The organism is Streptomyces sp. NPDC034099, assembly GCF_055575415.1.
The window spans coordinates 647871-674414 of the sequence record NZ_JBVISR010000003.1 but is presented as its reverse complement, the minus strand read 5'-3'; the positions used below and the strand labels follow the sequence as shown (position 1 = coordinate 674414).

Genomic DNA, 26544 nt, shown 5'->3' with positions numbered 1-26544 from the left:
GCCGCCCGGAGTCGTCCTCCCCCTCAGGCGGCGCTCTCCGTCGCGCGCGACGCGCGCACCGCGCGCCGTCGCAGGGCGCGGCGCTCCCCTTCCGTGGTGCCTCCCCAGATCCCCTCGACCGGCCCGACATCGACGGCCCAGGCCAGGCACTGCCGGGAGACGGGGCAATGGCGGCAGACTGCCTTCGCCTCGTCCGTCTGTATCGCAGCCGGCCCACTGTTGAGACCGCCGATCGGGAAAAAGAGATCGGGGTCCTCGGTCAGGCAGAGGCCCTTAACACGCCAATCCATGAATTGTCTCCTGTATGAGAAGCGGATACCGGTTCGGGGGGTGGCTCGTCGAACAAGGTATTGCGGAAATAATTCGGGTTGCGCAGCGCCGCTTTCACTGGAAGACCGGGCGGTCGGTGCGAATGTGACACCCGCCGTGCCGCGTGTCCGCGCGGCCAGAGCGCCTCCGGCACGGCCGTGCGCCGGTCCGCAAGATCCGTAAAAAAGTCCACGCAAAGGTGTAACGGAACGTCGGCGCCGCCGGTCGTCCGGAGCGAAGGTGAGCACCGCGCCCTGCCGATCCCTCAGTACGCCGGGCCAGCGCTCCGGCGGTCATGACGAAGAGTCGTCCGACCGCCCCCGCACACACCGGCAACAGAGAAACGGAGACCCGGATCATGCATCCAGAGGCGACCCCCGTGGCAGGCGACCTGAGCGAGGCCGTTTCCGTCTTCGTCGAACTCCGGCCCCGCCTCTTCGGCATCGCCTACCGCGTGCTGGGCAGTGCGGTGGAGGCCGAGGACGTCGTCCAGGAGGTGTGGCTGCGCTGGCAGCGCACCGACCGCACCCTCGTGATCAGTCCCGTGGCGTTCCTGTCGAGCACCACCACCCGGCTGGCCATCAACGTGGCCCAGTCCGCCCGCGTCCGACGCGAGACCTACATCGGTCCGTGGCTGCCGGAGCCCGTCGACACCAGCAACGACCCGGAGGTCGGTGCCGAGCGGGCGGAGGCACTGGAACTCGCCCTGCTCCTGGTGCTGCAGAGGCTCTCCCCGACCGAGCGCGCCGCCTACGTCCTGCGGGAGGCCTTCGACTACGCCTACCCCGACATCGCGCGTATCCTGAACCTCAGCCCCGTCAACGTCCGCAAAATCGTGAGCCGTGCCCGCAAACACCTCACCGAGGACCAGCGGGACAGCGTAGACGCCGCCGAGCACCGGACGCTGCTCCAGACGTTCGTCGCCGCCGCCCGGCAGGGTGACGTCGCCGGTCTGGAGGCACTGCTCACCCCGAACGCGGTCAGTCTGTCCGACGGCAACGGAATCCGGGGAGCGGCTCGGGTGCCCGTGCTGGGCCGGGCCCGCGTGGCGAACCTGTCCACCGCGCATCCACGGTTCTGGCCCACGGTCGAGGCGGAACCGGTCGAGGCCAACGGACGCGGCGGCATCCTGATCCACCGGGACGGCCGGCCCGCCACCTTCATGACGGTCGCGGCCACGTCCCGTGGCATTCACCAGGTGATGTGGGTCTTCAACCCGGCCAAGATCGCCGCTTTCCTGGACTCCCGCACCCGTCACCGCTCCGCGCCCGCCCTCTGCGTCTGAGCGGGCCACGGACGCGGTGTGTCAGACGCGGGACGGGGCGGGTCAGGCGCGGGGGCGGTTCCAGGAGCGCAACTTGTCGGGATTGAGGACGACCCATACCTGTACAACGTGTGTGTCGGACAGGTCCAGGGAGACCACGGCAGCGACCTGGCCGTTGTATCGTGCGACGAGACCCGCGCGCCCGTTGACGGGACGGGTGTGCACAGTGGTGCGCGGCTGCCGGGCCAGCAGGGTCAGGAGACTCCGGGCGACCCGAGGGCCGCCGACGACGGGCTGTGTCAGTGTGCGGACCTTGCCTCCGCCGTCGTAGAACGCGACGGCGTCGGGTTCCAGCAGGCCGGCCAGACGGTCCACGTCCTCGTCGGCGCACGCCTGCCGTACGGCGTCGACCAGTGCGTCCTCGACGCGCGGTGGCGCGGGGCGTGCGGCCCTGACGCGGAGGCTGTGCCGGGCTCTGTCCAACGGTTCGATGCCCGCCGGTCCCGCGGTGGTTACGGGTTCTGCGACCGCGCCGCCGAGGGCTTCGTTGAGTACGAGGGCCGCTCGCTCGGCGGGTGTGAGCGCGTCCAACGCCCCGGCCCACAGCGCGTCGAGATCGTCCTCCAGAGCCGGACCGGACGCTCCACGGCTCCCCACGGGACCCTGGGGGCCCCGGTCACGATCGGACGGGGCCAGCCGTGCCAGGGAGATGCTGCCCACGGCACGGGTCAGCCAGGCCCGCGGGGCGCCTATGCGGTTCCGCTGGTGCTCGGAGAGCGCGTACCACTCCCGGTACGCCTCGTCTGTGACCTGCTCGGCGACGATGCCGCTGCCCAGCATCCAGTGCGCGACGTCCAGCAGGTGCCGCCGCTCGTCGAGCAGCTCCCCGATCGGCATGGTGTCAACCATTGGCTCCATACCGTCTCCTCCTTCTGAAGGACCCGTCCTTGTGACGACTCGCTTCTGCATGCGGTTCCCGCATCGCGCGCATCGCCACGTTACCCGCGGCACCGCAACGGCCGCATCCACGTCCCCGGGGCTGCGCGGAAACCCCCCACCCACACAACACCGAACACCTTCCCACGGTCACACTCTGTCCGACGTTGCGTCCGAGGCAGTACAGCGTGTTGTGACGTACGGGCAAGCCCTCCAGCCCTCCTACCCGTGGGGGCCTGTCACACACCCGCTTCCGAGAACGAATCAGCATGCCCCCCACGGCGCGTGCCGCAGCCGCGGGAGTCTGCGTCGGCGGACCCGCCGACCGCCCCGAGTCCGGCTGCACACCCCGGTGATGCGCGGGCGCCACACACAGGGCTGTCACAGCGCTCGTCACTGTCCGGTCAATGCGATGTCGACGGTTCACGACCCGCCGGCACGAGCTGAGGAAGGACGAGGGATGTCCCGAAGCACTGACCGGCAGACCGATACGGCCGCCGCCACCGCGTCGCTGGCGGCGGAGGCCGCCCTGCTCGAAGGGCGGTTGAGCCTGCTACGAGAGGCGATCGACTCGGTGGACGCACGCATCGACGCGGTCTCCGAGACCCTGCGGCGACTGCAGCGCCCGGCGGCCGGCCCCACCGACGGCGAGACGCCCGAGGAGCAGAAGAGCGGCACCGGGCCCGACCGCTCGAAGCGGGGCCGTGCCTGACACAGCGGACGGGCGGGCCCGGTGGCGCGTCGCGACGGACATCGTGGTCGTCGCGCCGCCGGTCCGCCGCGCTCGACGCCCGACGTGGGCCGTATCCCGGCAGTACGGGTATCCTGCCCCCGGTGCCGGGCCGAGTGACGGAGCCCGCATCGGGCGGCCCCGCCGGAACAAGGGGTGAGAACGAGAGGAACGCGTGGTCTCCGTGACCCCCAAGGCTCGCAACATCGAGATCACCGCCGAGGGCCTCCAGGAGGACCTGGCGCGGCTGGAGATCCAGAAGCAGGCACTGGAGCGGGAACTGGCCGCGGTCACCGCTCACCTCGGCTCCGTGCAACGGGCCCTCAGCGCCCTGCAGGCCCTCATGCCGGAGTCCGTTCCCCCGGCCCGGGCGGACGTGGTCGCGGAGGTGCCGGCGACGGTGGCACCCGCACCCGCGCCGTCCACGGACGAGGTGGAGGAGGGTGCCGGTGACGGGGACCGTGCGGAGGACGGCTCCGGCCCCGGTGACGCCGACGGCTCGAAGGCGTACGGCAAGCTGACCGAACAGATCCTGGCCTACTTCGCGGACGCCGGAAACACCGACGTCCGTGCCAGGGACGTGGCGTCCGCGCTGGGCCGCGACACCGACAGCGGCAGCATCAACGCGGTCCGGAGCACGCTCGACCGTCTGGTCGGCCAGTCCCGTGTCCGCCGGGTGGGCCGCGGTCTGTACCGCGCCGCCAAGCACTGAGCCGCCCTGCCGTGCCGCAGGGGTCTGCGGGAACTCATCCGGCGACGGCGTCCGCGTCGGCTGACTTCTCGCTACGCCGTGGGTCACCGCTGGAGACGAAGGCCTCCCGCGGGTGCTGGACCGAGGCGAGGGAGATGACGTCCCGGCCGAAGAAGGCGGCGGTCACCCAGACGGCGAACACCCGTGCCTTGCGCTCCCAGCTCGGTATGGCCAGCACGTGGTAGCCACGGTGCATCAGCCACGCCGGGAATCCCTTGATGACCAGACGCCGGTACTGGAAGATGCCACGGCCCAGCCCGAGGGTGGCCACCACGCCGAGACTGTGGTGCACGTAGTTCTTGGTGGGCCGGCCTCGCAGTGACGCCAGGATGTTCTTCGCCAGCAGCTTGCCCTGACGGACGGCGTGCTGGGCGTTGGGCACCGTGCGGGCGTCCGGCCGGCCGGCGGCGAGATCGGGCACGGAGGCGTCGTCACCGGCCGCCCACACGTCCGCCACGACCTCGCTCTCCGTCCCTACGCGGAGATCCGCGCGCACCATCAGCAGACCTCGTGCGTCGACGGGGAGGTCGGTGTGGTTGTGCACGATGGGGTTGGCGGCGTTGCCCGCGGTCCACACGAGCAGCTCCGAGTCGTACTCCGTTCCGTCCGACAGCACGACGCGGCCGTCCTTCGCGGAGACGAGCTGGGTGTTCAGATGCACCCGCGCACCCCGCTTCTCCAGCGAGCGCATCACCCACTCCCCCGGCCCGTCGGTGACCTCGGGCAGGATGCGCCCCCGTGCCTCGACCAGGTGGAAGGCGAGTTCCTCCGCCCCGATCTCGGGATAGTGCTTGAGCAACGCGGAGGCCAGGCTCAGCAGTTCGCCGAAACCCTCGACCCCTGAGAAGCCACCACCGACGACGGTGGCGGTGAGCAGCCGACGGCGTTCGGGCCCGTGGGGCAGGGTCGCCGCGCGGTCGAAGGAGGTGAGCAACCGGTCGCGGATCGCCACGGCCTCCTCGACGTGCTTGAGCCCGTACGCCTGGTCACTCAGTCCCGGGATCGGGAAGGTGCGTGTGACGGCTCCCGCGGTCATCACCAGGATGTCGTAGTGCAGGTCGAACTCCGGCCCGGACTGCGGCCGGACCGTCACCGTGTGCGCGCTGTCGCGAATCTCGGTGACCGAACCCGCGATCAGGCGGGTGCGGTGCAGGTGCCGCCGGAGCGAGACCGCGGCATGACGGGCCTCCACCGACCCGGCGACCACCTCGGGCAGGAACGGCTGGTACGTCATGTAGGGGCGCGGGTCGACGACGGTGACCCGGGCCTCGTCCCGCCGCAACTTCTTCTCCAAGCCCCACGCGGTGTAGAAGCCCGCGTAACCGCCGCCCACGATCAGGATCTCACGCACGGTGTCCTCTGTTTCTCTTGGTTTCACCCTTCAAGACCGGTCGGCACCGCCCCGTGTGACAGCACCGGGACCGGTCATGGCGGGCCCGCCCGCTCCTCAGTCGGCGGCGTGCGCGCTCCAGTGCTTCTCCAGGATCTCCGCGACCTCCGCCGGGAGCTGGAGCACAGGCCAGTGGTTGCAGTCCATCTCGACCACCTCACTGGAGTGCAGGGAGTCGCCCAGCCTGCGCCCGAACTCGATCTGACAGGCGGGATCCCGGGCTCCCCAGAAGACGACGCACGGTGCGGTCACCGCGGACAGCTCCGGCTCCCACTCCGCTCCCATGGTGAGCGCCGACCTGTACAGCCTGAGCACCGCGTCCTTCATCGGCTCGTCCACGCGGCTCGCCATCTCCCTGGCCAGGGGAAGGGGTACGTCGAAGCCGGCCGCCACCTCCTCCGCGAAGGGCTCGGCACGCAGTTCGGCCATGTACCGGTCGCCCTGGACCCGGTCCTGCCAGATCTTGGCCAGCGGATGCCAGACGTACCCGGCGTTGACCGGACCGTTGCCTCCGGCCCAGGTCCGGACGAGGTCGGGGCGCAGGGAGGCGACGCGGAGGGTGAGGATGCAACCCCAGTCGTGCCCGACCAGGTCCACCGGCTCACCGACCCGCTCCAGTCGCCGCACGAGCCAGTCGACGTACTCCTCCTTGGTGGAACCAAAGCCGGTGGGGCGCTCGGCGCCGAAGCCGGGCAGGTCCCAGGCCTCCACGTCGGATCTGGTCAGATGACGGCGCACACCGTCCCACACATGGTGGGTGTCGGGAACGCCGTGGATCAGGATCGCGGGCATGGTGAACCCTTTCGTCGGTGGGACGAGGTCGCGTACGGTCGGTGACATCTCATGGTGTCACACGGTTGTATTGTCCTTTCGTCTCCGCCGCCCTCTCCACCTCCGCCTCCGTCACGCCTCTGCCTCCGTTTCCGGCTCCTTTCCGCCTCTGTCGCGGTCTCCTGTTGTCACATGATCCGCGCTTGCGCGGTCTGCTCTGCCGAGGGCACGGCCAGCCGACCGCGGTGGTGGCGTTGTGGTGCCGGTAGAGGAAGGACACCTCATGGGTGGGACCGGTGACACGACACCGCTCGCGGAGCTGCTGGACGAGCGACAGCATCTGATCGACGTCGCTCGCTGGATGCTGGGCGCCGGGCCGACGGCCGAAGAAGCCGTCACCGAGGCGTACCGGCGGTGGTACGGCCTGAGCGACGACGAGCGGTCGGGCATCAACGATCCGCGTGCCTGGCTGACCAAGAGCACGGGCACCATCTGTCTGGCGCGCCTGTCCGCGTCCACAGGCCGGCTGCCGGGCCCGGGCGAGGCGGGCGGCGGCATCGGCATCGAGCCCGACCGGGCTCTGTCGGAGGAGGTCAGCGATGTTCTGTTCAACGCCCTGGACGCCCTCTCCCCGTCCGAACGGGCGGTCTTCGTGCTCAACGACGTCTTCGCCATGCCCCCTCGGACGGTCGCCGACATCGTCGGGCGGTCCCCGTACGAGTGCGCCGAACTGGCTGAGAGCGCCCGCCGCAGCCTGCGTGCCGACCGCTCGCATCCCACTCCGGCGGATCAGCACGACAGGATCGTTGGCGCCGTCCGGCAGGCCTGCGTACTCAACGACGCGCGGCATCTGGTGTCCCTGCTGTCCCGGCACGCCATCGCGTTCTTCGACGGCGGAGGCAAAATCCGTGCTCTGACCAGGCCGGTGCACGGCCATCAGCACGTCGCCCAGTCCCTCCTCACGCTCCTCGCCCCCCGCCCCCGCACCGTCCTCCACCTCCAGGCGGCCAACGGTCGCACCGCGATCGTCGTGCGCCATCACGACCAGGTCGCCGCCGTCATCAGCTTCGACATCGCCGACCAGCGCGTCACGCACGTCTGGGCCGTCCTGAACCCCGACAAGCTGCGCGGGTGGAACCGCCCCCAGCCGCCCGCCGACGGACACGGAGCGGTCCGGCACGCCTGAGGAGGCGGCCGGAAGGTGCCACCGGCCGGGGGACTCGGGGCCCAAGGTGCGCTCACCCGTTGCGCTTTCCACGTGTCAGTGGCAACAATTGCTGGGTGGGCTTCCACCGAATCGTCACCACATCTTCATCCCGGTGACAATGGCATCCATCCGACGACGACGTTCCAGCACCCCTTGAAGGAAAACATGGTTCCGGCATCCCGCTCGACACGCGACATCGAAGTCACGGCTGAGAGCCTCCAGGCCGATCTCAGCCGCCTGGAGTTGCAGAGGCGGGCGCTGGAGAGGGAGCTGGCTGCCGTCGTCGCTCATCTCGACACGGTGCAACGGGCACTGGGGGCTCTGGAAGTCGTCATGACGTCCCCCGCGGCGGCACCCGCCTCCGAGGCCGCACCCGAGGCCGCCGGCGGCGCTGCCCGGCGCCGTGTCACAGGTCCGGCCCAGGCCGCGACCCGACCGAGAGCCGGCACGGAGCGTACGTACGGCAAACTGACCGAACAGATCATGGAGTACTTCGCGCAGGTCGGCGACGCCGACGTGCGTGCCCGGGACGTGGCGGTGGCCTTGGGGCGGGCCACCGACAGCGGCAGCATCAACGCCGTCCGCAGCACGCTCGACCGGCTCGTCGGCACCTCGCGGGTCCGGCGCAGCGGTCGGGGCCTCTACCGCGCCGGATGATCCCGGCTGCCCCTCCGGCCTGCGAGACTGGCCCCGGACGCCGACTCGCGGGGGATCGGTGGGCGCCCGGGGCACAGTACCCCCGCCAGGCTCTAAGTGGCAGGGGAGCGTTCCCGGCGCCGTGTGTGAGGTGTCCAAACCCAACGCCGTGAACACTGTGAATAGTCTACCTCACTTTCACACGCTTCGAAGACACCGTCGAAACCGTCTCCGTCGTTCTCCATAACGGTGTGAGTGCGAATGACGCACCGGCTGGACGAAAAGCCGCTTCCGGCGCTCCATACTGGTAGTCGTGAACGACCCGTGCGTGTCTCCGAACCTCTCGCCCTCAGCGGATGAGTCCACGCCGCGGCCCGCGGTCCAACGGTGCCCGGAGCGTGGGGACAGTGTGGATGCCATGCTGCGTCAGTGGGAGGAACGCCGACCGGGCGTGGACGTCTCCTCCAGCGAGGTACTCGCGCGACTGCTGCGTGCGGCCCGCCTGGCCGAGGAACTGTTCGAGGAGCGGCTGCGCCGTCAGCCCGGCAGGACCATCACCAATGTCGGCGACTTCGACCTGCTGCAGACCCTGCGCCGGGCAGCTCCCGGGCACGCGCTGACGCCGGGGCAACTGATGCGACACCTCGTGGTCTCCTCCGCCGGTCTGAGCGGCCGTCTCAACCGGCTGGAGCGGGACGGCTGGATCGTCCGGACCGCCTCACCCGACGATCGGCGGCGCTCGCTGGTCAGCCTGACGGTGCAGGGGCGGGAGGAGTTCGACCGCCGGCTGGAGGGTCACCTGGCTGTGGAGCGGGAGCTGCTGTCCGTGCTCGATGCGCGGGAGCGGCTCGTCGTCGTCGGAGCGTTGCGCAAACTGCTGCTCATCCTCGAGGCGTCGGAGTGAGCCGCCGGTGCGGCGGGGCCGAGCCGCTCAGCCCTCCGCCACCAGGACGAGGGAGACGAGCAGGGCGATCACGGTCGTCGCGAGTACGGCCAGCGCCGCGCGGGACATCCGGCGCAGTCGGGCATAGCGTCTGGTGTGCCGCGCCTCCACCATCGTGATCTGCTCGGTGAGGTGATGGGCGATGGCGCGGGAGACCCTGATCTGCTCCTCGACGTACCACCACTCCAGGTCGGTCTTCTGTTCTTCGCTGAGTCCGGGCACGTGTGCGGCGAACTCCGCCGCGCGGCGGTGAGCGGCCCGGCGGTGGGAGTCCCAGTACAGGTAGTCCTGAATGACCGTCAGACCGCGCTCGGCCTCATCCTTCGCATCCATGGTGTGCTCCAGCCGTAGGTGTGCCGCCTCATGCCCACGACGCCGCGGCCACCGCCTCGCGGGAGGCCACCGTGGCGGCGCCCGGGCGTGCGGCAGTTCGTGTCACACCATCGTATCTCTCGCTCGCGAGAGAAGGGACGGCGAGGCGCCACTCGGCCATGACGCAGTGCATAACAGTGTGATCACTCGTTGTGTTGTTCCTTGCGAGGTCGTCGTCCCTCACGGATCATGGGACGACGTGAAGCACACGCATCGGTCGGGGATTCTCCCGCGCACACCTCAAGATCCCTCCGCCCCCCTGTCTCCCGGCACACACACGATCACCGTTCCACACGGTCCTGCCCGCGTCGAACTGCGCTACCACGTCGCCGGCTCGGGCCCCGTAGGTCTCGCTCATTCGGGCGGTCCGGGCATCGGCTGGGAGTACCTGCGCATGCCCGGTCTCGAGGACTCCTTGACCATGGTCTACGTCGAACCGGTCGGCACGGGCGACTCCGGTCGGCTCCCGGATCCGCGCGACTACACCGTGGCCACGTACGCGCACTTCCTGCACGCCCTGGTCCAACACCTGAACGTGCCGCGGTTCGCCCTGCTCGGTCACTCCCACGGTGGTTTCGTGGCCCAGCGGTACGCCCTCGACCATCCCGCACAGGTCACTGCCCTCGTCCTCTACGACACCTCACCGGTCGCGGACGAGGGGTTCTGGTCGGCGGCAGTCGCCGCCATGGAACGGTTCGTGAAGGACCACGTCGAGGACCATCCGGAGGTCGCGGACTACGCCGCCACCCTCACCACGCGTCTCGGCCTGCTGGACGACGACGGCGCCACCGCTGTCCTGCGCACACTGATGCCGGCCTATCTCTACGACTACTGGGGCAGAGAAGCCGAGTTCGCGCCCGCCCGTCGGACGCTGCGCATGTACGCGGCCCCCTCCCTCGGGGAGGAATCTCCCTTCGACGTCCGGGACGAACTGTCCCTCCTCACCCCACCGGCCCTGGTCCTGGCGGGCCGTCACGACTTCATCTGCGGGCCACGCTGGGCCGCCGTGCTGCACGAGGGCCTGGACAACGCCGAGTTGGCGGTCCTGGAAGAGGCCGGGCACCTGGTTCACCTCGAACAGCCCGCGCGGTTCGACGCCTCCGTCCTCGCGTTCCTCCGTGCCCAGGGAGTCGTCCGCGGACCCCGGAACCCATAGCTCCGGCGCCCGGTCTCCTGCTTGCCCGTCGTCCGTCGGCGGCTGGTTCCTGACATGGCGTCACAAGTCCGGCCGCTGTCCGGTCTCACTGACAAGACGAGCCGCACAGGTGGTCCGTGGCACGTCGGATAACAAGCATCTGAGATCCCAGTTTGGAGTAGGCATGCTCTCCAGTCAGTCGGCCCTGATCGTCCGCGACACGCTCCCCGCCGTCGGAGCCTCCCTCGGCACGATCACCGACCTGTTCTACCGCCGCATGTTCGAGGAGCGTCCCGAGCTCCTGCGCGACCTGTTCAACCGCGCGAACCAGGCCAGCGGCGTCCAGCGCGAGGCGCTGGCCGGGGCCGTCGCCGCCTTCGCGACCGCACTCGTGAAACACCCGGACGAGCGCCCCGACGCCGTACTCGGTCGCATCGCGAACAAGCACGCGTCACTGGGCATCACGTCCGACCAGTACACCCTCGTCGGCCGCCACCTCCTCGCGGCCGTCGCGGAGGTCCTCGGCGACGCAGTGACCACGGCGGTGGCGGCCGCCTGGGACGAGGTGTACTGGCTCATGGCGAACGCCCTCATCGCCATGGAGGCACGTCTGTACGCCCGGGTCGACGTCGAGGACGGCTCCGTCTGGCAGAGCATGGAGATCGTCGAACGCCACGAGGAGACCCCGGACACGGCCTCCTTCGTCCTGCGTCCCGCCGACGGCTCACCCACCCGCCCCTTCGTCCCCGGCCAGTACGTCAGCGTGCGGGCCGAACTGCCGGACGGAGCACACCAGATACGGCAGTACAGCCTCTCCAGCGCCCCCGGCGGCGGGACGTGGCGCTTCACCGTGAAGCGCGAGCGCTCCCTGGACGGGCAGGTGCCCGACGGGGAGGTCTCCACGTGGCTGCACACCCACGCCCGCCCCGGTGACGTCCTGCGCGTGTCCCTGCCCTTCGGTGACCTCCTGCTGCCCGAGGGCGACGGTCCGCTCCTGCTGGCCTCCGCGGGCATCGGTGTCACCCCCATGCTCGCCATGCTGGAGCATCTGGCCACCGCGGCGCCCGACCGTCCGGTGACCGTCGTTCACGCCGACCGCTCCCCCGCTCAGCACGCGCACCGGCTGGAACTCACCGCGCTCGTCGAGCGGCTGCCGCACGCCTCGCTGCACCTGTGGTACGAGGACACCGCGAACCATCCGGACGCCTCGGCGGGCCACGTCAACGAGGGCTGGGCCGACCTCACGAGCCTGTCTCCGGTCCCCGGCACCACCGCGTTCCTGTGCGGGCCGCTGTCCTTCATGAAGGCCGTCCGCACCGACCTGCTCGCCCATGGGCTGAGCCCCAGGGCCATCCACTACGAGGTGTTCGGTCCCGACCTGTGGCTCAGCAAGTAGCAGCGCCGGCCGCCGGGCAGTGAGCGGGCGGGCGTCGGTCGGCTGCGCGGGGCGCCGGCCGTCGCCCGCACACGGAACCGGGAGAGGAGTCCGGCGCCCGCCTCCGGGAGTTCATGCGCTCGACGCGATCGCGGTGAGTCCGGCGAGGGCGGGCTTCAGCTCGGTGCGCCGCTTGATGCCGAGCTTCACGAAGACCTTGCGCAGGTGGTACTCGACGGTGTGCGCGCTGATGAACAGACGGGCGCCGATCTCCCGGTTCGTCAGCCCCTCGCGGGCCAGGCGCGCCACATTCAGTTCCTGTTCGGTGAGCCGCGCCGCCGATCCTCGTGTGCGGACCCGCAGGGTCTCGCCGCTCGCGCGCAGTTCGTCCGCGGCGCGCTGGGCGAAACCGGTCAATCCGCGGGCCGACAGCTCTCGGTGCGCGGCGCGGAGCTGTTCACGCGCTTCGGCGGACCGCCCCTGGCGGTTGAGTGCCTCGCCGTACAACAGGCGGCAACGCCCCACCCAGATCGAGATCCGCTCGTGCTCGAAGCGCTTGATCGCGTCCAGGAAGAGCCGCTCCGCGTCGTCCCCCGCACGCAGCTGCGCTTCAGCCATCGCCAGAACGGCCAGCGCGTAGCTGGTGCCCACCGGCCGTGTGACGTCGGCCAACTGCTCCAGTGCCTGCTCGGCAAGCGCGCGCTCACCGGTGTGCGCGGCCGCTTCCACCAGCTCGAGCAGTGTGCGCATCGCGAGGTTCAGTTCGCGGGTGTACGGCAGCTCGCGCCGGCCGCTGGCCACCGCCTCGGCGAAGCGGCCCAGGCCGTTGTAGAGGACCGCCTCGGAGAAGTTGGCGGCGCTTACCGCGTGTCCCTCGCCGCGGGCGAGCCCGTCGGCCCGGACCCGCTCGGCCAGGCGCTCCGCCTCGTCGGCCTGCCCCCGGTACGCGGCGAGGAGGAGCCGTCCGTACGGCGGCAGCGGATTGCCGGTGACCTCCTTGATGGCGTCGATCTCGTCGCAGGAGGCTTCCGCCCCGTCCAGGTCGCCGTCGATCATCTGCACGAGCACCAACAGGCTCAGGGCGATCGGCAGTACGGTGACGACGCCTTCGGCACGGGCGAGTTCGACCTGCCGGTCGGCGAGCGCACGCAGCCCGGCGGGGTCCCACAGGTCCTGGGCGGCGCGGGAGGCGAACCACATCCAGTGCAGTTCGAGGGAGTCCGGCGCCTGCTCCAGGAAGGCACGCTGCGCCCGTCGCAGGGTGGGGAGCGCCGCCGTCTGTCCTTCGGTGGCGAGCAGCGCCTGTCCGCGCAGGATCAGGTCCCGTGCCCGGTCGGTCTCGTCGGCGGCGGACGTGGCGCCGAGGATCGCGTGCGCGACGGCGGTCACCTGCTCGGCGTCACCGAGCCTGCCGCCGTAGGTCGCCGCCGCGAGCGCTTCGATGTAGGTGTCGCGGGCGAGGACCGGGTCGAGCCCTTCGAGTCCCCGTGCCGCGTCGAGCAGGTGCCGCGCCCCGTCGCGGTCGCGCCGCAACGCGTATCCGGCCCGCGCGCGCAGCCGCACCACGAGCGCCTCCTGCAACGCGGTGAGGGGAAGGACGCGGGCGGACCCGAGCAGGCGCAGGGCCGCGTCCGACGCGCCCGCGTCGTGCTTGGCCTCGGCGGCCGCGATGAGCCGCTGCCCGCGGCGGAACGGCGAGGGCGTGAGCTCGGCCGCCCGCTCCAAGAACGCGCCGGCGGCCGCCGCTCCGCCGCGGGTTCGCGCACGCACGGCGGACTTCTCCAGATCGGCGGCGACCTCCTCGTCCGGTTGCAGGGTCGCGCTGGCCCGGTGCCAGGCCCGGCGGTCCGGGTCGTGCTCGGCGCTGGTGACGTCCGCGAGAGCGGCGTGGACGCGACGCCGGTCCCCCGGTGACGCCGCCCGGTACACGGCCGACCGCACCAGCGGATGGCGGAAGCCGACACGAGTGCCGACGACGAACGCCTCGGCGTCCTTGGCCGCGTCGAAGGCCTCCGGCCCCAGTCCCAGCACCGCGCTGGCACGCCACAGCAGCCCCGGGTCGCCGGTGGGTTCGGCGGCCGCCAGCAGGAGCAGGAGGCGCGCCGGTGCGGGCAGCGGGGCGAGCTGGACGACCAGGCTCTGCTCGATGCGGCTTTCCAGCGGCAGGGAACCCGTCAGGGTGAAACCGCCGGCGATCTGGGCCGGGCTCAGGGCCCGGGGCAGTTCGCGCAGGGCGAGGGGATTGCCGCGGGCCTCCGCGATCAACTGGTCGCGTACCCGCAGGTCGAGACCACCGGGTACGGCCAGGCGCAGCAGTTCACACGCGTCCTCGTGACCGAGCCCTTCGACGATCATGTGGGGCAGGCCCGCGAATACCGGGTCGGCCTGCCGCATGGCGATCACCAGGGCGATGCCCTCCGCGTCCAACCGCCGGGCCGCGAAGGCGAGGGCACGCGCGGACGCCTGGTCGAGCCACTGTGCGTCGTCGACGACGCACAGCAGTGCCTGCTCCTCGGCGGCCTCGGTCAGCAGCCCCAGCAGGGCCAGCCCCACGAGGAACGGGCTCGGCGCGGCGGCGCTGCGCAGCCCGAACGCCACCTCGATCGCCTCCTGCTGCGGGGCCGGCAGCCGGGCGGCGGAACCCATCATGTGCCCGCAGAGCTGCTGGAGACCGGCGTAGGCGAGCTCCATCTCGGACTGGGAGGCGACGATGCACTCGGTGCGGACGTGCGCCGCGGCCCGTGCCGTGATGTGGTCCAGGAGCGCCGTCTTGCCGACACCGGCCTCCCCCGAGACGACCAGCGCCCCACTGCGGCCTCCGCGGGCGCGGCTCACCAGCGCTTCCAGTTCCGCCAACTCGCGGCGTCGCCCCCGCAACGGCGCGATGCCAGCCACCATGTCCGCCTTCACCGGGAAGTACCGCTCCGCCATGTCCTTCGTCCGCGCATTCTATCGGAGCGTCGACCTGGTCCGCCGGGCGTCGCGGTGCCGAGCGCGGTGAGCATCGACCGCCCGTCTCAGCGGCGGGGTGTCACTGGAGAGAGGGCATGACTCAATTCCTGGAATCGAAGACTGGCGTCGACGGCTCGGTCACCGTGATACACGGCTACACCGTGCAGACAGACGAAACCCACTGCTTCACCGAGGTGTACCAGGAGAACGCCCGGATCGCGTCGGCGCAAACAGCTTCGGCCGTTCCCGCCTGCACCGTCCTCTCACCGACGGGCCCCGAAACGCGCAAGTCAGCACGGGAGGGGTGAAGAGGGTGATGACGTGCGCTGCTCAGTCCGCCTCGCTGTTTCCACCGAGCCCCAGCAAAAGGTGCCGATGTCGTCGCCCGCAACCACTCCACCAGCCCCTCCGCCCACGCCAGCAGACGGGTACGGGCATGCCTGAAGGCTGCGGCCCTCGCCACCGACGCCGAGCTGGAACTCACCCCGCAGCGACATGGGCAACGTCTCGCACCTCCTGCCCTCGCTCCACCCGAACCATCGGCTAACTGGCTCTGACAGCAGCTGCTGATCATGAGACTCTCGGTCTGCTGTCTCGTAAGCCTGGTTATGGGAAACCGTCAGTCGCGGCCGTGGATCGTGTCGGATGAACTGTGGTCGCTGGTCGAGCCGTTGCTGCCGAAGCCGGGTCCGAAGAAGGCCGAGGGCAGACCTCGAGTGCCTGACCGGCAGGCTCTGTGCGGAATCCTGTGCGTCCTGCACACCGGCATCCAGTGGGAGTACCTGCCCCAGGAACTCGGCTTCGGCTCGGGCATGACCTGCTGGCGGCGCCTCGCGGCCTGGAACGAGGCCGGCGTCTGGGACCAGCTCCACCAGCTGCTGCTGAACAACCTGCGGTCGAAGAACCAGCTGGACTGGGAACGGGCGGTGATCGACTCCTCGCACGTGCGGGCCGCCCGACGGGGCCCCAAAAGCGGGCCCAGCCCGGTCGACCGCGCACGGCCGGGCAGCAGGCACCACCTCATCGTCGACGGCCAGGACATCCCGCTCGCGGAGTCGCTGACCGGCGGCAACCGCAACGACGTCACCCAGCTGCTGCCCCTGCTCGACAAGATCCCACCCGTCGCGGGCCGGACCGGCAGGCCCCGTCGGCGGCCGGACGCTCTGCTGGCCGACCGCGGCTACGACCACGACATCTACCGCCGTCTGCTCCGGCAGCGCGGCATCCGCCCCGTGATCGCGAAGAGAGGCGAGCCGCACGGCACCGGGCTGGGCACCTTCCGCTACGTCGTCGAGCACACGATCGCCTGGCCGCACGGCTACCGCCGCCTCCGGATCCGCTGGGAACGACGCGACGACATCCATGAAGCGTTCCTCGGCCTCGCCACCTGCCTGATCACCCACCGACACGTCCAACGCCTTTGTTAGGACTCCTTAGACCGTCCAGGGGGTACTCCTGGGGCAGGTGAGCCGGGACCCCCGGGACGGTGATCTGTACAGTGATCGACCGGGAACTGCCCGCGGCCAGGAACCGGACGCCTCGGCCGCCGGGCCGGCCGGGGGCTCAGCCCACCGGCTTCGCGCTCTCCTCCGCTCGCCGCTGCGCCGGTGTCCTGGAGCGGACGAGCCCTTCCTGCTCGTCCGGAGACAGGCACTCGATCAGGTAGTCGCCCGTGTCCGGGGCGCGGGTCACTCCGTGGGTCTCGCTGCCGAAGCCGGGGAAGCGGCGGTCGAAGGCTTCCAGGGCGCCGAGATAGCGCAGGAGGGGCCCGCTCTCCTCTCCCACGCTCTCGCCCGGCATGAGGACCGGGATGCCGGGCGGCGTCACCGTGACCATCGCCGCGGCGACCCGGCCCGGCGCGTCCGCCAGGCGGATGCGTTCCGTGCCGCCACGGATCAGCCGCTGGTAACAGAGCTGGGGCGGAGCTACCGGCTCCGGGAGTTGCCGAAAGGCGGTGTCAAGCAGCTCGACCAGGCGGGCCTCGCGCAGGTGGTCGTGCATCTCCTGGCAGAGGTCGCGCAGACTCCGCCCGGAGTAGCGCCCCGGGTAGGTGGCCACCGCCGCGGGCAGCACGCGGTCCAGCGGGGCACCACCGTCGTAGAGATCCTTGAAGTCCATGAGGGCGTCCAGCAGCGTGCCCCACTTGCCCTTGGTGATGCCCATGGAGAACAGCACCAGCGCCGTGTAGCTGTCGGTCTTCTCCACGACGATGCCGCGGGTGGTCAGGTAGGCGGTCAGCACCCGCGCCGGGATGCCCCAATCGGCCATCGCCCCGGTCGCGTCGAGCCCCGGGCACGTGAGGGTGACCTTGATCGGGTCGAGCATGCAGTAGCCGTCGGTCAGCCCCGGGAAGCCGTGCCAGTCCGCGTCGGGTGCGAGGTGCCAGCAGGACGGCTCGGTCCGCAGCAGGTCCGCCGGAGCCTCGTCGAAGGGCAGCCGCGACCCACTCCCGGGATCAGTCACCTCGTTCGGCTGCCACACACCGAAGAACCACGGCGGCCGGTCTCCGGCGGCCTCGATCCGACGCCCGATCCGCACCATCTCCTGGCGGAACCGGACCGCCTCCGACACCGCCTCGTCGACCAGCCACTGTCCTTGAGGACCGTCCATCATCGCCGTGGCCACGTCCAGTGAGGCGATCATCGGATACAGCGGTGACGTCGTACCGTGCATCATCAGCGCCTCGTTGAACCGGTGGTGCTCCACCGGTGCCCGCGGCGCGGCCCGGACGTGCACCATGGCTCCCTGCGACAAGGCCGCCAACAGCTTGTGGGTGGACTGGGTCGCGAACACCGTCGGCCGGTCGGGGCCCGGGAAGGACTCCTCGTTCACCGACATGCCGTACCGGCCCGCGTACAGCGGATGGAAGCGGGCGTACGCGAACCATGCTTCGTCGAAGTGCAGCCGGGGTGTGCTGGCCGCGAAGGCCCGGGCTGCCGTGATCGCGTCGTAACACAGCCCGTCGTAGGTGGAGTTGGTGAAGACCGCGTACTGGGCGCGGGACGAGACCGCATCCCTTGCGAGGAGGCTCTCGGCGCTCCGCGCCGCCACCGAGTCCGCCGCGATCTCGGCCGGTGGCAGCGGCCCGGCCAGCCCGTAGCCGTTGCGGGTGGGAACGAGGTACACCGGGCGGGCGCCGGAGACGACGAGGCCGTGCAGGACCGACTTGTGGCAGTTGCGGTCCACCAGGGCGATCTCGTCGCCGGTCACGCTGAAGTGGCCGACCAGACGGTTACACGTGGAGTCCCCGTGCAGGACGAAGTACGTGTGGTCGGAGCCGAAGACCCGCGCGGCATTGCGCTCCGCCTCGCCGATCGGGCCGGTGTGCTCGAACAGCGAGCCGAGCTCCTCCACCGAGATCGACAGGTCACTTCGCAGCAACCGCTCCCCGAAGTAGTCGTGGAAGGCCCGGCCCACGGGCGACTTGAGGAAGGCGACGCCGCCAGAGTGCGCCGGAGTGTGCCAGGAATACTCGTGCGCATCGTCGAAGCGCCGCAGTGCCTTGAAGAACGGCGGAAGCAGGCCGTCCTGGTAGGCACGCGCGGCTGTGGAAACACGGCCCGCGATGAACGCCGGCGTGTCCTCCAGCGGCCACACGTAGCCCACCACGGCTTGGGACACCCACAGCGGCAGCTCACGCAGTCCCTCGCCCGCCATGACCAGAAACACCGGCAGGTTCTGGAATCGCCGCGCGATACGGCGCAGCACCACGGCTCCGCCCGGCCCGTCCTCGGCCCCGGGCGGGAGGTCCCAGGCGACCATCGCTGCGGCCACGCCGGCCTCCGTCCTGAGCACCGCCTCGGCCTCGAGTGCGCTCACGGCCCGGCGGACCTGCAAGCCGCCGTCCCGGATCCCCTCGGCGATGCGCGCCAACTGCCCAGCGCCTGCGCCCCCTTCGTCCGGGCCCTCCGCCACCGCCATCAGGACCATGCCGTCGGTCATGCCGCCCTCCCCTCCCCCGGTGGCCCGCGCCACCCCGGAACCAGTGTCCGCGCACCTGCTCACGCGAATCACCGACGGCCGGCCCAAACCACCCCATCAGGGCACAGCACGGACTACCACTTGACGGGCGGGGCGGATCCGTATCGTCGGCGCTACCGGCCCGGCATGGCCGACCGCACGCGCCGCATCATCCTCGACGAGCTCGTGCAGAAGTCCGGACAGACCCTGCTCGAGATCTGCTCACGGCTGAGCATGAAGCACCGGCTGGCCATCTCCCGCCAGGGGGTCTCTCAGCAGCCCGCCGTGCTCGAGGCCGCCGTGCTCGAGGCCGCCGGGCTCGTGCACCGGAGCGGCAGGTGGAGCTCCTGAACCGTTACCTGGCCGCCCTGGCCGCCGACGTCCACGGCACGACATAGGCCGGCAGGACTGTCCGCCGGACAGCCCCTTCGAGGCAGCGCGGACGCCGTCACGCAGACGGACCGCCACGTTTGTCGCCGAGCATCCGCTCCAACCGGTCGAAGCGCTCGTGCAGCGCGCGGGTCGCCTGCGCGTACGCCTCCTCAGCGGCCTCCTCGGTGCGGCGCACGAAGTGACCCTGGCGTTCTTGTTCCCTGCCGACGAACCAGGTGGCCAGCGCGGCGGTGACCAGACCGAAGGAGGTGATTCCGGCGACCATCACCACCACGGCCACGAGCCGTCCCCACAAGGTCACGGGATACAGGTCGCCGTAACCGACGGTCGTCGCGGTTTCCACGGACCACCACAAGGCCCGCGGATAGGTGGTCAGCTGAGCCCCCGGCGCACCGCGCTCGGCGAGAACGGCGACGTACGAACCCGCAAGGATCACGATCACCAGGAGGACCGTCGCGGCACACGAAGCCTTCAGGTGCAGCGAACTGCCGTGGCGCCCGAGCAGCAGTTTGACCAGTCTGGCCAGGAGTCCGGACAGCATGCGCAGCATGCTCCGCCACCGGCCGGATCGACGGTGCGGCAACGCGCCGGTGTGCGTCGAACCCACCCGAACAGCGGGTGTCAGGTGGCGGTGCCGTGGTGGGACGCGCGCTGGGAGAGGTCGATGGCGGACGAGCAGTTGGAGCGGTTGGCGACGCAGGCGTGGCTGTATGGCTATCCGCTGGTGACCGCGGCGGTGACCAAGGACGTCATGACGGCGGTCGCCGCACGGGACGACGAGCGTCGCAAGACCCCGGTCAACCAGTTCTGCTACATGCGCCACACGCCCGACCCCACCTTCGCCGAGGTGGTCTCCCCGAACGCCGACACCCTGTACTCCAGTGCCTGGCTGGACCTCTCGACGGAACCGCTGGTCCTGAGCCTGCCGGACTTCGGGGACCGCTACTGGATGGTGCCGATCCTCAACGCGTGGTCCGATGTCGTCGGCGCACCCGGCTGCCGACGGGACGGGTCCACCGCCGGGCCCTCGGACTGCGCGGCCGTCCACGCGCTCCAGGACGGCACCCGACTGACTCCCTTGTCGCGGTGGACCGGAGATCCGGAGGAGTACACCTCTCCAGGCCGTCGAGCACGGCCCGGACGACATCGGAGACGTGGACGCGGTGGGTGAAGACGGCCATCACGACACCGAACACGGGGAACGGGGACAGCAGACCGGCCAGATGCGGCCCGATGACCGGGGCGAGGCCGATGATGCCCATCGCCACACCGGTGGCTGGCTCTGCGGCGTACGGTTTACGCCGAACGCCAGCGCACCGCCGCGTAGTCCCCTCTGCTCTTTAATACCTGACCTGGTCTTTCGCCGTGCGGCGGCCATGGCGGCCCTGTCCGGTCTCGCTCAAGACTTCGTTTCGACCGCTGTTTCCGCTCAACAACGGACAAGCCCTGACCCTGCCCATGACTTCGGCTCCGCCGCGCAGCGGGCGGCAGGGCCGGGCCCACGACGGGTGTGGTGAGCATCGGATCCGGCAGCGTCCAGGTCATGGCGGATGCCTTCCACCGCCATCCACCTGCGACAGATGCTCGGATCGACGGCGGCGACACTGAGGCCGACGACCTGGACCTACCGGCGGTTACTGCCCGGAACGCCCAACGGACGGCGGCCGGGAGCCGGTCAGGTACGGGCCTCGTACGAGGCGATCGCGTCTGCTCCGCCCAGGGCACGGACCCCCGCCGTGCCCCGGGGGACGGACGGCTCTTCGCCGACACCAGCGAAACAGGCGGCCCGCCCGGACCTGGGACGGCTCCGGCCGGCCTCAGCGACAGCGTGCCCGGCCCACCGCCGCGGCCACCGTCAGGGGGACGGTCAGGAGTGCCGCCAGCCAGAACAGGGGGCGGTAGTCGTGCGCCTGAGCGGTGGAGGCCGCCAGCCCGCTGGCCACCGCGCTGCCCACGTACAGGGCGACACCGAACATGGCCACGCCCGTTGCGCGGGCCGCCGGGGACAGGGCCGTCGCCCACGACTGGATCGTGGAGTGCATGAAGGACCAGCCGCCCCCGAGGAGCAGGGCGACCACGACGAGAGCCCCGGTGGACTGGCTGTAGCCGGCGAGCAGGTACGCCACAGCCATCTGCACCCCGCCGGCCACGATCAGGCCCACCGGGGACCACTGCCCGACGAGCCGTTTGACCACCCGCGCCGCGGCCATGGAACCGACCCCGTACAGGGCCGCGACCGCGCCGGCCATAGTGGTGGGAACTCCGTGTCCCTCCAGGGCCGGGGCGAGGTAGGTCAGGAAGCCGAGCAGCACCGCCCCCTCCAGCATCGCCACCGCCATGACGTACCACTGCCACGGCGAGGACAGGACCACGCGAAAGGGCGCCAGCAGTGATCCGGAGCGGGCCCGCTCGGGCTCGGGCAGACGGCGCAGGGCCACCGCCAGATACGCGGCGAGGACACCGGGCAGGGCGAACACCAGTCGCCATGTGAGGTAGTGCGCCAGCACCCCGGCGACGACCGTGGCCACGGCAGTGCCCAGCGCGAACGCGGTCATCAGCTCACTGAGGGGGCGCTGCCGTGTCGCGGCGGGCACCGTGTCACCCACGTACGTCAACGAGGCGGCGATGGAGGCGGCGAAGAACGCGCCGGCCAGGGCGCGGGCCCCGATCAGTACGGGAGCGTCGGGGGCGAGGGCCGAGGCCAGCGCGGCCAGGGCCGCGCCGGTCAGCGACACCCGCATCACCCACACGCGCCCCCAACGGTCGCTGGCCACCCCCCACACCGGCTGCATCAGCCCGTACGAGAGGTAATAGACGCTCGCGGCCAGCGCCACGGTGGGAAGCGGGACCCCGAGCCCGGGGCCGACGAGTACCAGCATGGGTGCGATGCAGAAGCGGTCGAAGTTGCTGACGAAGCCGGCGGTGCGCAGCAGCCGCAAGGAGGACGCGGGCAAGGTCGCCGCGGGTGCCGACGTGGTGGTCACAGCGTGGCCGCCTTTCCAAGAGGGTTCGGCGAGAACTGGTCATCAAAGGACCGGACTTCGGAAGGACTCGGTCTGCCACCAGTTCAGCAGCGGGCCCCGCGGCGCAGACTCCGCTGGCTATTACCATTACTGACAGCCTGCCGGTTCGACATCGCACCTGGTGACGGCAGCATCGCTGGAGGGCGCCCGCGTTCGGGCGGATGCCCGCTGCCCGAGGAGAGCACGATGACGCGCGACGGGTCGCCGCTCCTGGGCACCTGCGCATCGGCCCCCGCGGACCGTGGTTCCTCACCGGCCGGGGCAGGCCGCCGGAGGGACGGCCGGTGAGCACCGTGCCCCTGCCGCCGGGCGAGTCCTCCCGCCGCGAACTGGGGTCCTTCCTGCGGTCCCGCCGTGAACGGCTGACGCCGAAGGACGTGGGCCTGCCGGACGCCCCGGGCCGCCGGACGCCGGGGCTGCGGCGAGCCGAGGTCGCGGACCTCTCGGGCATCAGCGTCTCCTGGTACACGTGGCTGGAGCAGGGCCGGGTGCGCACCTCGGAGCAGGTGCTGCGAGCGGTGTCGCGGGCGCTTCGGCTGGATACCGCGGAAACCGCGCACGTCCTGTCGTTCGTGGAGGAGAGCAGGCCGCCGGCCGACGCCCCCACCTGGGTGTCGCGCAACCTGCTCACCCTGGTCCAGTCCATGACACCGCACCCGGCCGTGGTGCTCGATCCGCACTGGGACCTGCTGGCCTGGAACGCCGGGTACGCCGCGTTGCTGACCGATCCGGCCCGACTGCGCCCCAAACAGCGCAACCTCCTCTGGCTGGTGTTCCGCTGGCCGCCGGCGCGCACCCTGCTCGCCGACTGGGAACGCGAAGCCCGCGCCCTGCTCGGCCAGTTCCGGGCACGGGCCGCTCACCGGCCCAACGATCCGCGGTTCGCCGAGCTCATCGGCGAGCTGCTGGCGGACCGTGACGCGGCCTGCTGGTACGAGCGCCGGGAAACCGCCGGGTTCCATCCTTCGGTCCGTCGTTTCCGGCACCCTGCCGTGGGGGAACTGCGCCTTCGGTACGTGAAGCTGGCCGCTGTGGACGAGCCCGGTCACCACTTCCTGGCCTACCTGCCCGACGACCAGGAATCCGAAGGGGCCCTGCGCCGCCTGCAGGCAAGCGGGTGAGCCCCGGGCCCGGTCGTTGTGGAACACGGACCTGCGGGGCTCACCTCGGCGTACCGGCGGCGCGTGCGGCAAGTTCGTTGGCTCGTCAACGTCCGGTGAGTGAGGCCCTCACCCCATGGCCGGTCAGCCTGTCAGTACAGCCTTCCGGACGGCGCCCGCTGCGACGTCGGCCAGGACGTCGGCATGGCTGCCGAGCGGGTTGGCCCTCGCCATGCTCTCCAGGTCGAAGCGGGCGGCGAAGGCGGGCGGTACCCGCACGTACGCGGCCAGGTGAGCGCCGATGAAGGCCCAGGACCCGATCACGTCGAGCTGCCGGTACACGATCTGGTGCGGATTGAGCTCGGTGTCACCGGCGTCGGTGTACTGGCCGATGACGGTAGGAGCCGCCCCTGCCGGCCAGAGTGACGCTTCGACGCGCCGGCGTCGGGGACCCTGGCACACTCGATGACGGGGGCCGACGCCGTCCCACCGGGCCCTCGTCGCGGGCTCGCCGCGCGGCTTCGGCGTGCGGGGCGATCAGTTCCAGCACCCGCTCGTTACGTTCCTCACCCTCGGTGATCTCCACCAGGGCTGTCCGGATCCACGGCTCACCGATGTGCGGCACGAGCAGGCCGACGGCCTCGTCGACGCGCCCTGCCTTGGTGAGCAGCTCGACGAAGTGACGGCACACGGTCTGTGAGATGCGGCCGTCATTGTCCGGGCGGACCAGATCCAGGGCCTCATCCGTCCGGCCCGCTCGCAGCTGGATGTCGGCCTTCGCCCACAGGGCTGTCCGCCATCCGGTCGCGACGGACGGCTCCCTCACCTTCAGCGCCCTTACGAACTCACCCGCCCGGCGAAGTTCCTGCGCCGTGCGCTCCGCGCAGAACCACTCGCTACGCCCCTCTGTCGCCCGGATCACCAGGTCCAGGTGACGTGCTCCAGCAAAGATGCACTTCTCGGGGAGATCCCTTGTCCCGGGCTGGCGCATCGTCTGTGACGACAGTTCCCAGCACACTCAGTCACCCGAGCAGCAACCCTTCTCTGTGGAGCGGCCGTCCGGCGGGACTGGGGCCGGTCGGCCGACCAGCCGTCCCTTCAGTAGGGTTTGCGCAGCCGCACTCGGTACGCAGGGGCGCGGGACGGCCGGTGGACGCGGATTGACTCGACAGGGGGAATTGCAGGTGTTTCGAACGGCTCGGGGATACGCGGTCGGTGCGGTGATGCTGATGGGGCTCACCGCTTGCGGTGGTGGCGGGAATGGGGAATCCACGGCCCCCGGTGACGGCACGGCGTCCGCTGACGCGGGCCGGGCGGACGAGCGAGCCACCGGCGGAGACCGGGGAGCGAAGACACCGGTCGTACTTACCCAGGACCAGGTGCGCAGAGCGCTGGTCGACACAGAGAGCGCTCCGGACGGGTGGGAAGGATTCGGCGCCGAGATCGACGTACCGGAGGAGTCCCTCAGGACGTGCCGGGAGGACACGGGCACCCAGTGCGACGGACTCGTCGCACTGGGATCGTCCTTCATCCGGCAATCGATTTCCGGCGGCCAGGTCGTCTTCCGCATCTATGCCTTCGGCACGCCGGGTGACGCCGAAGCGGCGATGAAGGGAATGGCAGCCGGGGAGCGCGGCAAGGCCGGCAGCCGCGCCCGTCCCTTGGACGTGCGGCTGGACACGGATGAGACCGATGCGTTCACCGGCCCGGAAACAATGATCGTCACCCGCCTCGGCGGCACGCTGGTGCGGGTCACGAGCGAGGATCTTCCGCCGACCGCGCCCTACGCCGATCTCGCCAGGCTCCAGACGGCACGCGTCCGACAGGCGGCCGCGCTGGAGGACGTCGGTCCGTGATTCCTCCGGCCGGATGCAAGTGCCGGTGACTCAGGGGCGGATCGGAGGGTGCCGCACCGGGCGGCGAGACCACAGAGCTCTGCGGAGGGCGCCAAGCTGGCAATGGGCTTGCCGGGCGGGTCCGCCGGCACACAAAGGTGCCGGCGGTCCAGCGCGGATTCTCGGTGTTCCGGCGACCGGGCCTGCGGCAGGGGGTGCCACCCGGGCGACACGCTGTGGTGCGGCGCTGTGCCGGTCAGGCGACCTGGTACCTGCCGCCTCCCGGGAAGCGGCGAAGTGCTTCGGGTGTGTTGCCGTCAAGAGCGGCGTCGGCTGCCGCGCGCAGGACCGAGCTTTTGGCCTGTTCGAGTTGAATGCTGAGAGACATCGCCGAGGCCGAATCGGCTCATAGAGGGCGGAGGTCTGAGTTGCGTGTCGGCAACGAGCCGGTCGGAAGATTGAATTCCGGGCGATCGTTGAGCCATGCCTGAACGTGCCGCCGAGCAGCCCTCCGGCGGTGAAAGCGCCCTCACCGGAGGTTGTCTCCTGCTTCTCGTCGGCTGGACGCTGCACGGCGAGGACGGCCACCGCTACACCTTCCACGACTACCGCCTCGCCGGACGGTCCACCGTCCGCGTCCACACCGGGCAGGGCCGCGACACCGACACCGACACCGACGTCTACCAGGACCGCCGCAACTACGTCTGGGACAACCGCTCCGACACCGCCACCCTCCGCAACGACAACGACCGCTTCATCGACGACGAGTCCTGGGGCCGCAACCGCCACGGCGGCCGCCACAGTCACTCCCTGGCGGTGCCGGTGAACCCCACCGGCACCGCACCGTGCGGCACACCCTCCCCCCTACTGCAAGGACGGCGTGCCGCACGGCTGCGAAGCGGCGTTCTTCCGCACCGCTCCATAAAGCGGGCTCTGGGGACGTCATGGCAGATCCCCGGGGCCCCGGGGGGAAGGGACAACGAGGGGCCCGTGCGGGCTTCAGGGGATCATCACGCAGTGGTTCTCGATGACCCGGCCACCGCGGTCGAGGCCACCGCAGACAGCCAGCCTCGGATAAGCCCTGATCTCTCGGTTGACGACAGACCGCCACCGCGAGGCGTTCGCCTTGCTGCCCCGGTAGTCGCCGAACGCCCGCAGCGTCCCCGGCAGGCCGTCCCCCGTGATGACGGTGATGTCCTGGACGTAGTCGCGGCCCTGGTAAGCGGTGGCGACGCAGATGTAGGTGCTGCGGGGTGGACTTCACTTCGGCGCTCGCAGGCACCGCGGTCGCCACCAGCAGCCCGACGGCAGCCGTGAGTGCGGCCGTGACCGTGGAGATCCGCAGTCGTGTCCTTCGTGCCGTGGCCATGATCGTCTCCTTGTTCGTGTGCACTGCCTCGTCCCGCCGATTACCGGACCGGCTCGTACGGTCACGGTCCGCTCCGGACACCCGGCCGCCACC

26 protein-coding genes and 2 pseudogenes are annotated in these 26544 nt (G+C 70.7%); 15 read left to right on the top strand and 13 right to left on the bottom strand.

Annotation, left to right across the window (positions count from 1 at the left end; all coding sequences use genetic code 11):
- Positions 1-23: 23 nt before the first annotated feature.
- Entirely contained in the window at positions 24-290 is a 267-nt protein-coding gene (locus ACZ56V_RS12085; RefSeq protein ID WP_468941489.1) for a WhiB family transcriptional regulator, read from the bottom strand.
- A gap of 377 nt (positions 291-667) precedes the next feature.
- On the opposite strand from ACZ56V_RS12085, the gene ACZ56V_RS12080 reads away from it, so the two are divergent.
- Positions 668-1594 carry an RNA polymerase sigma-70 factor gene (locus ACZ56V_RS12080; protein WP_468941487.1) on the top strand — a complete coding sequence of 309 codons (927 nt, stop codon included), beginning with the start codon at positions 668-670 and terminating at the stop codon, positions 1592-1594.
- A 42-nt stretch (positions 1595-1636) separates the two neighbouring features.
- Here the strand turns inward: ACZ56V_RS12080 and ACZ56V_RS12075 are convergent, their stop codons facing one another.
- Entirely contained in the window at positions 1637-2491 is an 855-nt protein-coding gene (locus tag ACZ56V_RS12075; protein WP_468941484.1) for a sigma-70 family RNA polymerase sigma factor family protein, read from the bottom strand.
- Positions 2492-2969: 478 nt separating this feature from the next.
- On the opposite strand from ACZ56V_RS12075, the gene ACZ56V_RS12070 reads away from it, so the two are divergent.
- Both ACZ56V_RS12070 and ACZ56V_RS12065 read left to right on the top strand, forming a co-directional pair.
- Complete coding sequence (locus ACZ56V_RS12070) at positions 2970-3221, top strand: hypothetical protein (RefSeq protein ID WP_468941481.1); 252 nt, start codon at positions 2970-2972, stop codon at positions 3219-3221.
- 193 nt (positions 3222-3414) lie between these two features.
- A complete protein-coding gene (locus ACZ56V_RS12065; protein ID WP_468941478.1) occupies positions 3415-3951 on the top strand; it encodes a hypothetical protein in 537 nt (178 codons plus the stop codon).
- 34 nt (positions 3952-3985) lie between these two features.
- Here ACZ56V_RS12065 and ACZ56V_RS12060 read toward each other — a convergent pair whose 3' ends face one another.
- Both ACZ56V_RS12060 and ACZ56V_RS12055 read right to left on the bottom strand, forming a co-directional pair.
- On the bottom strand, positions 3986-5341 hold the full coding sequence (locus ACZ56V_RS12060) for an NAD(P)/FAD-dependent oxidoreductase (protein WP_468941476.1): 1356 nt from the start codon (positions 5339-5341) through the stop codon (positions 3986-3988).
- Between the two features lie 96 nt (positions 5342-5437).
- Entirely contained in the window at positions 5438-6220 is a 783-nt protein-coding gene (locus ACZ56V_RS12055) for an alpha/beta fold hydrolase (protein WP_468941473.1), read from the bottom strand.
- A gap of 214 nt (positions 6221-6434) precedes the next feature.
- Between ACZ56V_RS12055 and ACZ56V_RS12050 the strand changes: the two genes are divergently transcribed.
- A complete protein-coding gene (locus tag ACZ56V_RS12050) occupies positions 6435-7337 on the top strand; it encodes a sigma-70 family RNA polymerase sigma factor family protein (protein ID WP_468941470.1) in 903 nt (300 codons plus the stop codon).
- A 114-nt stretch (positions 7338-7451) separates the two neighbouring features.
- Here the strand turns inward: ACZ56V_RS12050 and ACZ56V_RS12045 are convergent, their stop codons facing one another.
- On the bottom strand, positions 7452-7649 hold the full coding sequence (locus ACZ56V_RS12045) for a hypothetical protein (RefSeq protein ID WP_468941652.1): 198 nt from the start codon (positions 7647-7649) through the stop codon (positions 7452-7454).
- Here ACZ56V_RS12045 and ACZ56V_RS12040 point away from each other — a divergent pair.
- Together ACZ56V_RS12040 and ACZ56V_RS12035 are read left to right on the top strand one after the other, a co-directional pair.
- Entirely contained in the window at positions 7554-8015 is a 462-nt protein-coding gene (locus tag ACZ56V_RS12040) for a hypothetical protein (protein ID WP_468941646.1), read from the top strand. The genes ACZ56V_RS12045 and ACZ56V_RS12040 overlap by 96 nt on opposite strands.
- 397 nt (positions 8016-8412) lie before the next feature.
- Positions 8413-8898: a MarR family winged helix-turn-helix transcriptional regulator gene (locus tag ACZ56V_RS12035; protein ID WP_468941468.1), complete on the top strand. Its 486-nt coding sequence runs from the start codon at positions 8413-8415 to the stop codon at positions 8896-8898.
- A 27-nt stretch (positions 8899-8925) separates the two neighbouring features.
- Here ACZ56V_RS12035 and ACZ56V_RS12030 read toward each other — a convergent pair whose 3' ends face one another.
- The gene (locus tag ACZ56V_RS12030) at positions 8926-9270 is read right to left on the bottom strand and encodes a hypothetical protein (protein ID WP_468941466.1); all 345 of its coding nucleotides are present in this window, start codon (positions 9268-9270) and stop codon (positions 8926-8928) included.
- Between the two features lie 238 nt (positions 9271-9508).
- Here ACZ56V_RS12030 and ACZ56V_RS12025 point away from each other — a divergent pair, with 238 nt between their 5' ends.
- Both ACZ56V_RS12025 and ACZ56V_RS12020 read left to right on the top strand, forming a co-directional pair.
- Entirely contained in the window at positions 9509-10465 is a 957-nt protein-coding gene (locus ACZ56V_RS12025) for an alpha/beta fold hydrolase (protein ID WP_468941463.1), read from the top strand.
- Positions 10466-10628: 163 nt separating this feature from the next.
- Positions 10629-11840, top strand: coding sequence for a globin domain-containing protein (locus ACZ56V_RS12020; protein WP_468941460.1), 1212 nt, complete (start codon positions 10629-10631; stop codon positions 11838-11840).
- Positions 11841-11951: 111 nt separating this feature from the next.
- On the opposite strand, the gene ACZ56V_RS12015 is transcribed toward ACZ56V_RS12020, so the two are convergent.
- Positions 11952-14750 carry an AAA family ATPase gene (locus tag ACZ56V_RS12015; protein ID WP_468941458.1) on the bottom strand — a complete coding sequence of 933 codons (2799 nt, stop codon included), beginning with the start codon at positions 14748-14750 and terminating at the stop codon, positions 11952-11954.
- Positions 14751-14866: 116 nt separating this feature from the next.
- Between ACZ56V_RS12015 and ACZ56V_RS12010 the strand changes: the two genes are divergently transcribed.
- Together ACZ56V_RS12010 and ACZ56V_RS12005 are read left to right on the top strand one after the other, a co-directional pair.
- Positions 14867-15079: a hypothetical protein gene (locus tag ACZ56V_RS12010; RefSeq protein ID WP_468941455.1), complete on the top strand. Its 213-nt coding sequence runs from the start codon at positions 14867-14869 to the stop codon at positions 15077-15079.
- Positions 15080-15379: 300 nt separating this feature from the next.
- Positions 15380-16198, top strand: a complete 819-nt coding sequence (locus ACZ56V_RS12005) for an IS5 family transposase (protein WP_468941452.1) — start codon at positions 15380-15382, stop codon at positions 16196-16198.
- 136 nt (positions 16199-16334) lie between these two features.
- Here ACZ56V_RS12005 and ACZ56V_RS12000 read toward each other — a convergent pair whose 3' ends face one another.
- Positions 16335-18713 (bottom strand): Orn/Lys/Arg family decarboxylase, encoded by a 2379-nt coding sequence (locus ACZ56V_RS12000; protein ID WP_468941449.1) that lies wholly within the window; start codon positions 18711-18713, stop codon positions 16335-16337.
- A gap of 165 nt (positions 18714-18878) precedes the next feature.
- Between ACZ56V_RS12000 and ACZ56V_RS11995 the strand changes: the two are divergent.
- Positions 18879-19073: pseudogene (locus ACZ56V_RS11995) on the top strand (transcriptional regulator); the annotation flags it as partial.
- 106 nt (positions 19074-19179) lie between these two features.
- On the opposite strand, the gene ACZ56V_RS11990 reads toward ACZ56V_RS11995, so the two are convergent.
- Positions 19180-19665: a potassium channel family protein gene (locus tag ACZ56V_RS11990; protein WP_468941447.1), complete on the bottom strand. Its 486-nt coding sequence runs from the start codon at positions 19663-19665 to the stop codon at positions 19180-19182.
- Between the two features lie 84 nt (positions 19666-19749).
- Here ACZ56V_RS11990 and ACZ56V_RS11985 point away from each other — a divergent pair, with 84 nt between their 5' ends.
- Positions 19750-20295, top strand: coding sequence for a DUF1254 domain-containing protein (locus ACZ56V_RS11985; RefSeq protein ID WP_468941444.1), 546 nt, complete (start codon positions 19750-19752; stop codon positions 20293-20295).
- Positions 20296-20941: 646 nt separating this feature from the next.
- Here ACZ56V_RS11985 and ACZ56V_RS11980 read toward each other — a convergent pair.
- Complete coding sequence (locus ACZ56V_RS11980; RefSeq protein ID WP_398915418.1) at positions 20942-22108, bottom strand: MFS transporter; 1167 nt, start codon at positions 22106-22108, stop codon at positions 20942-20944.
- A gap of 323 nt (positions 22109-22431) precedes the next feature.
- Here ACZ56V_RS11980 and ACZ56V_RS11975 point away from each other — a divergent pair, with 323 nt between their 5' ends.
- Positions 22432-23268: a helix-turn-helix domain-containing protein gene (locus ACZ56V_RS11975; RefSeq protein WP_468941442.1), complete on the top strand. Its 837-nt coding sequence runs from the start codon at positions 22432-22434 to the stop codon at positions 23266-23268.
- A 123-nt stretch (positions 23269-23391) separates the two neighbouring features.
- Here the strand turns inward: ACZ56V_RS11975 and ACZ56V_RS11970 are convergent, their stop codons facing one another.
- Positions 23392-23589 (bottom strand): hypothetical protein, encoded by a 198-nt coding sequence (locus tag ACZ56V_RS11970; RefSeq protein WP_398915414.1) that lies wholly within the window; start codon positions 23587-23589, stop codon positions 23392-23394.
- Positions 23590-23614: 25 nt separating this feature from the next.
- Positions 23615-24238 (bottom strand): hypothetical protein, encoded by a 624-nt coding sequence (locus ACZ56V_RS11965; RefSeq protein ID WP_468941438.1) that lies wholly within the window; start codon positions 24236-24238, stop codon positions 23615-23617.
- Between the two features lie 388 nt (positions 24239-24626).
- Here ACZ56V_RS11965 and ACZ56V_RS11960 point away from each other — a divergent pair, with 388 nt between their 5' ends.
- Positions 24627-25103 (top strand): hypothetical protein, encoded by a 477-nt coding sequence (locus ACZ56V_RS11960; RefSeq protein ID WP_398915410.1) that lies wholly within the window; start codon positions 24627-24629, stop codon positions 25101-25103.
- A gap of 235 nt (positions 25104-25338) precedes the next feature.
- On the opposite strand, the gene ACZ56V_RS11955 is transcribed toward ACZ56V_RS11960, so the two are convergent.
- Positions 25339-25470 carry a hypothetical protein gene (locus tag ACZ56V_RS11955; RefSeq protein WP_468941435.1) on the bottom strand — a complete coding sequence of 44 codons (132 nt, stop codon included), beginning with the start codon at positions 25468-25470 and terminating at the stop codon, positions 25339-25341.
- Between the two features lie 164 nt (positions 25471-25634).
- On the opposite strand from ACZ56V_RS11955, the pseudogene ACZ56V_RS11950 reads away from it, so the two are divergent.
- Positions 25635-25889 (top strand): annotated as a pseudogene (locus tag ACZ56V_RS11950) (lamin tail domain-containing protein); the annotation flags it as partial.
- Positions 25890-26544: the final 655 nt, after the last annotated feature.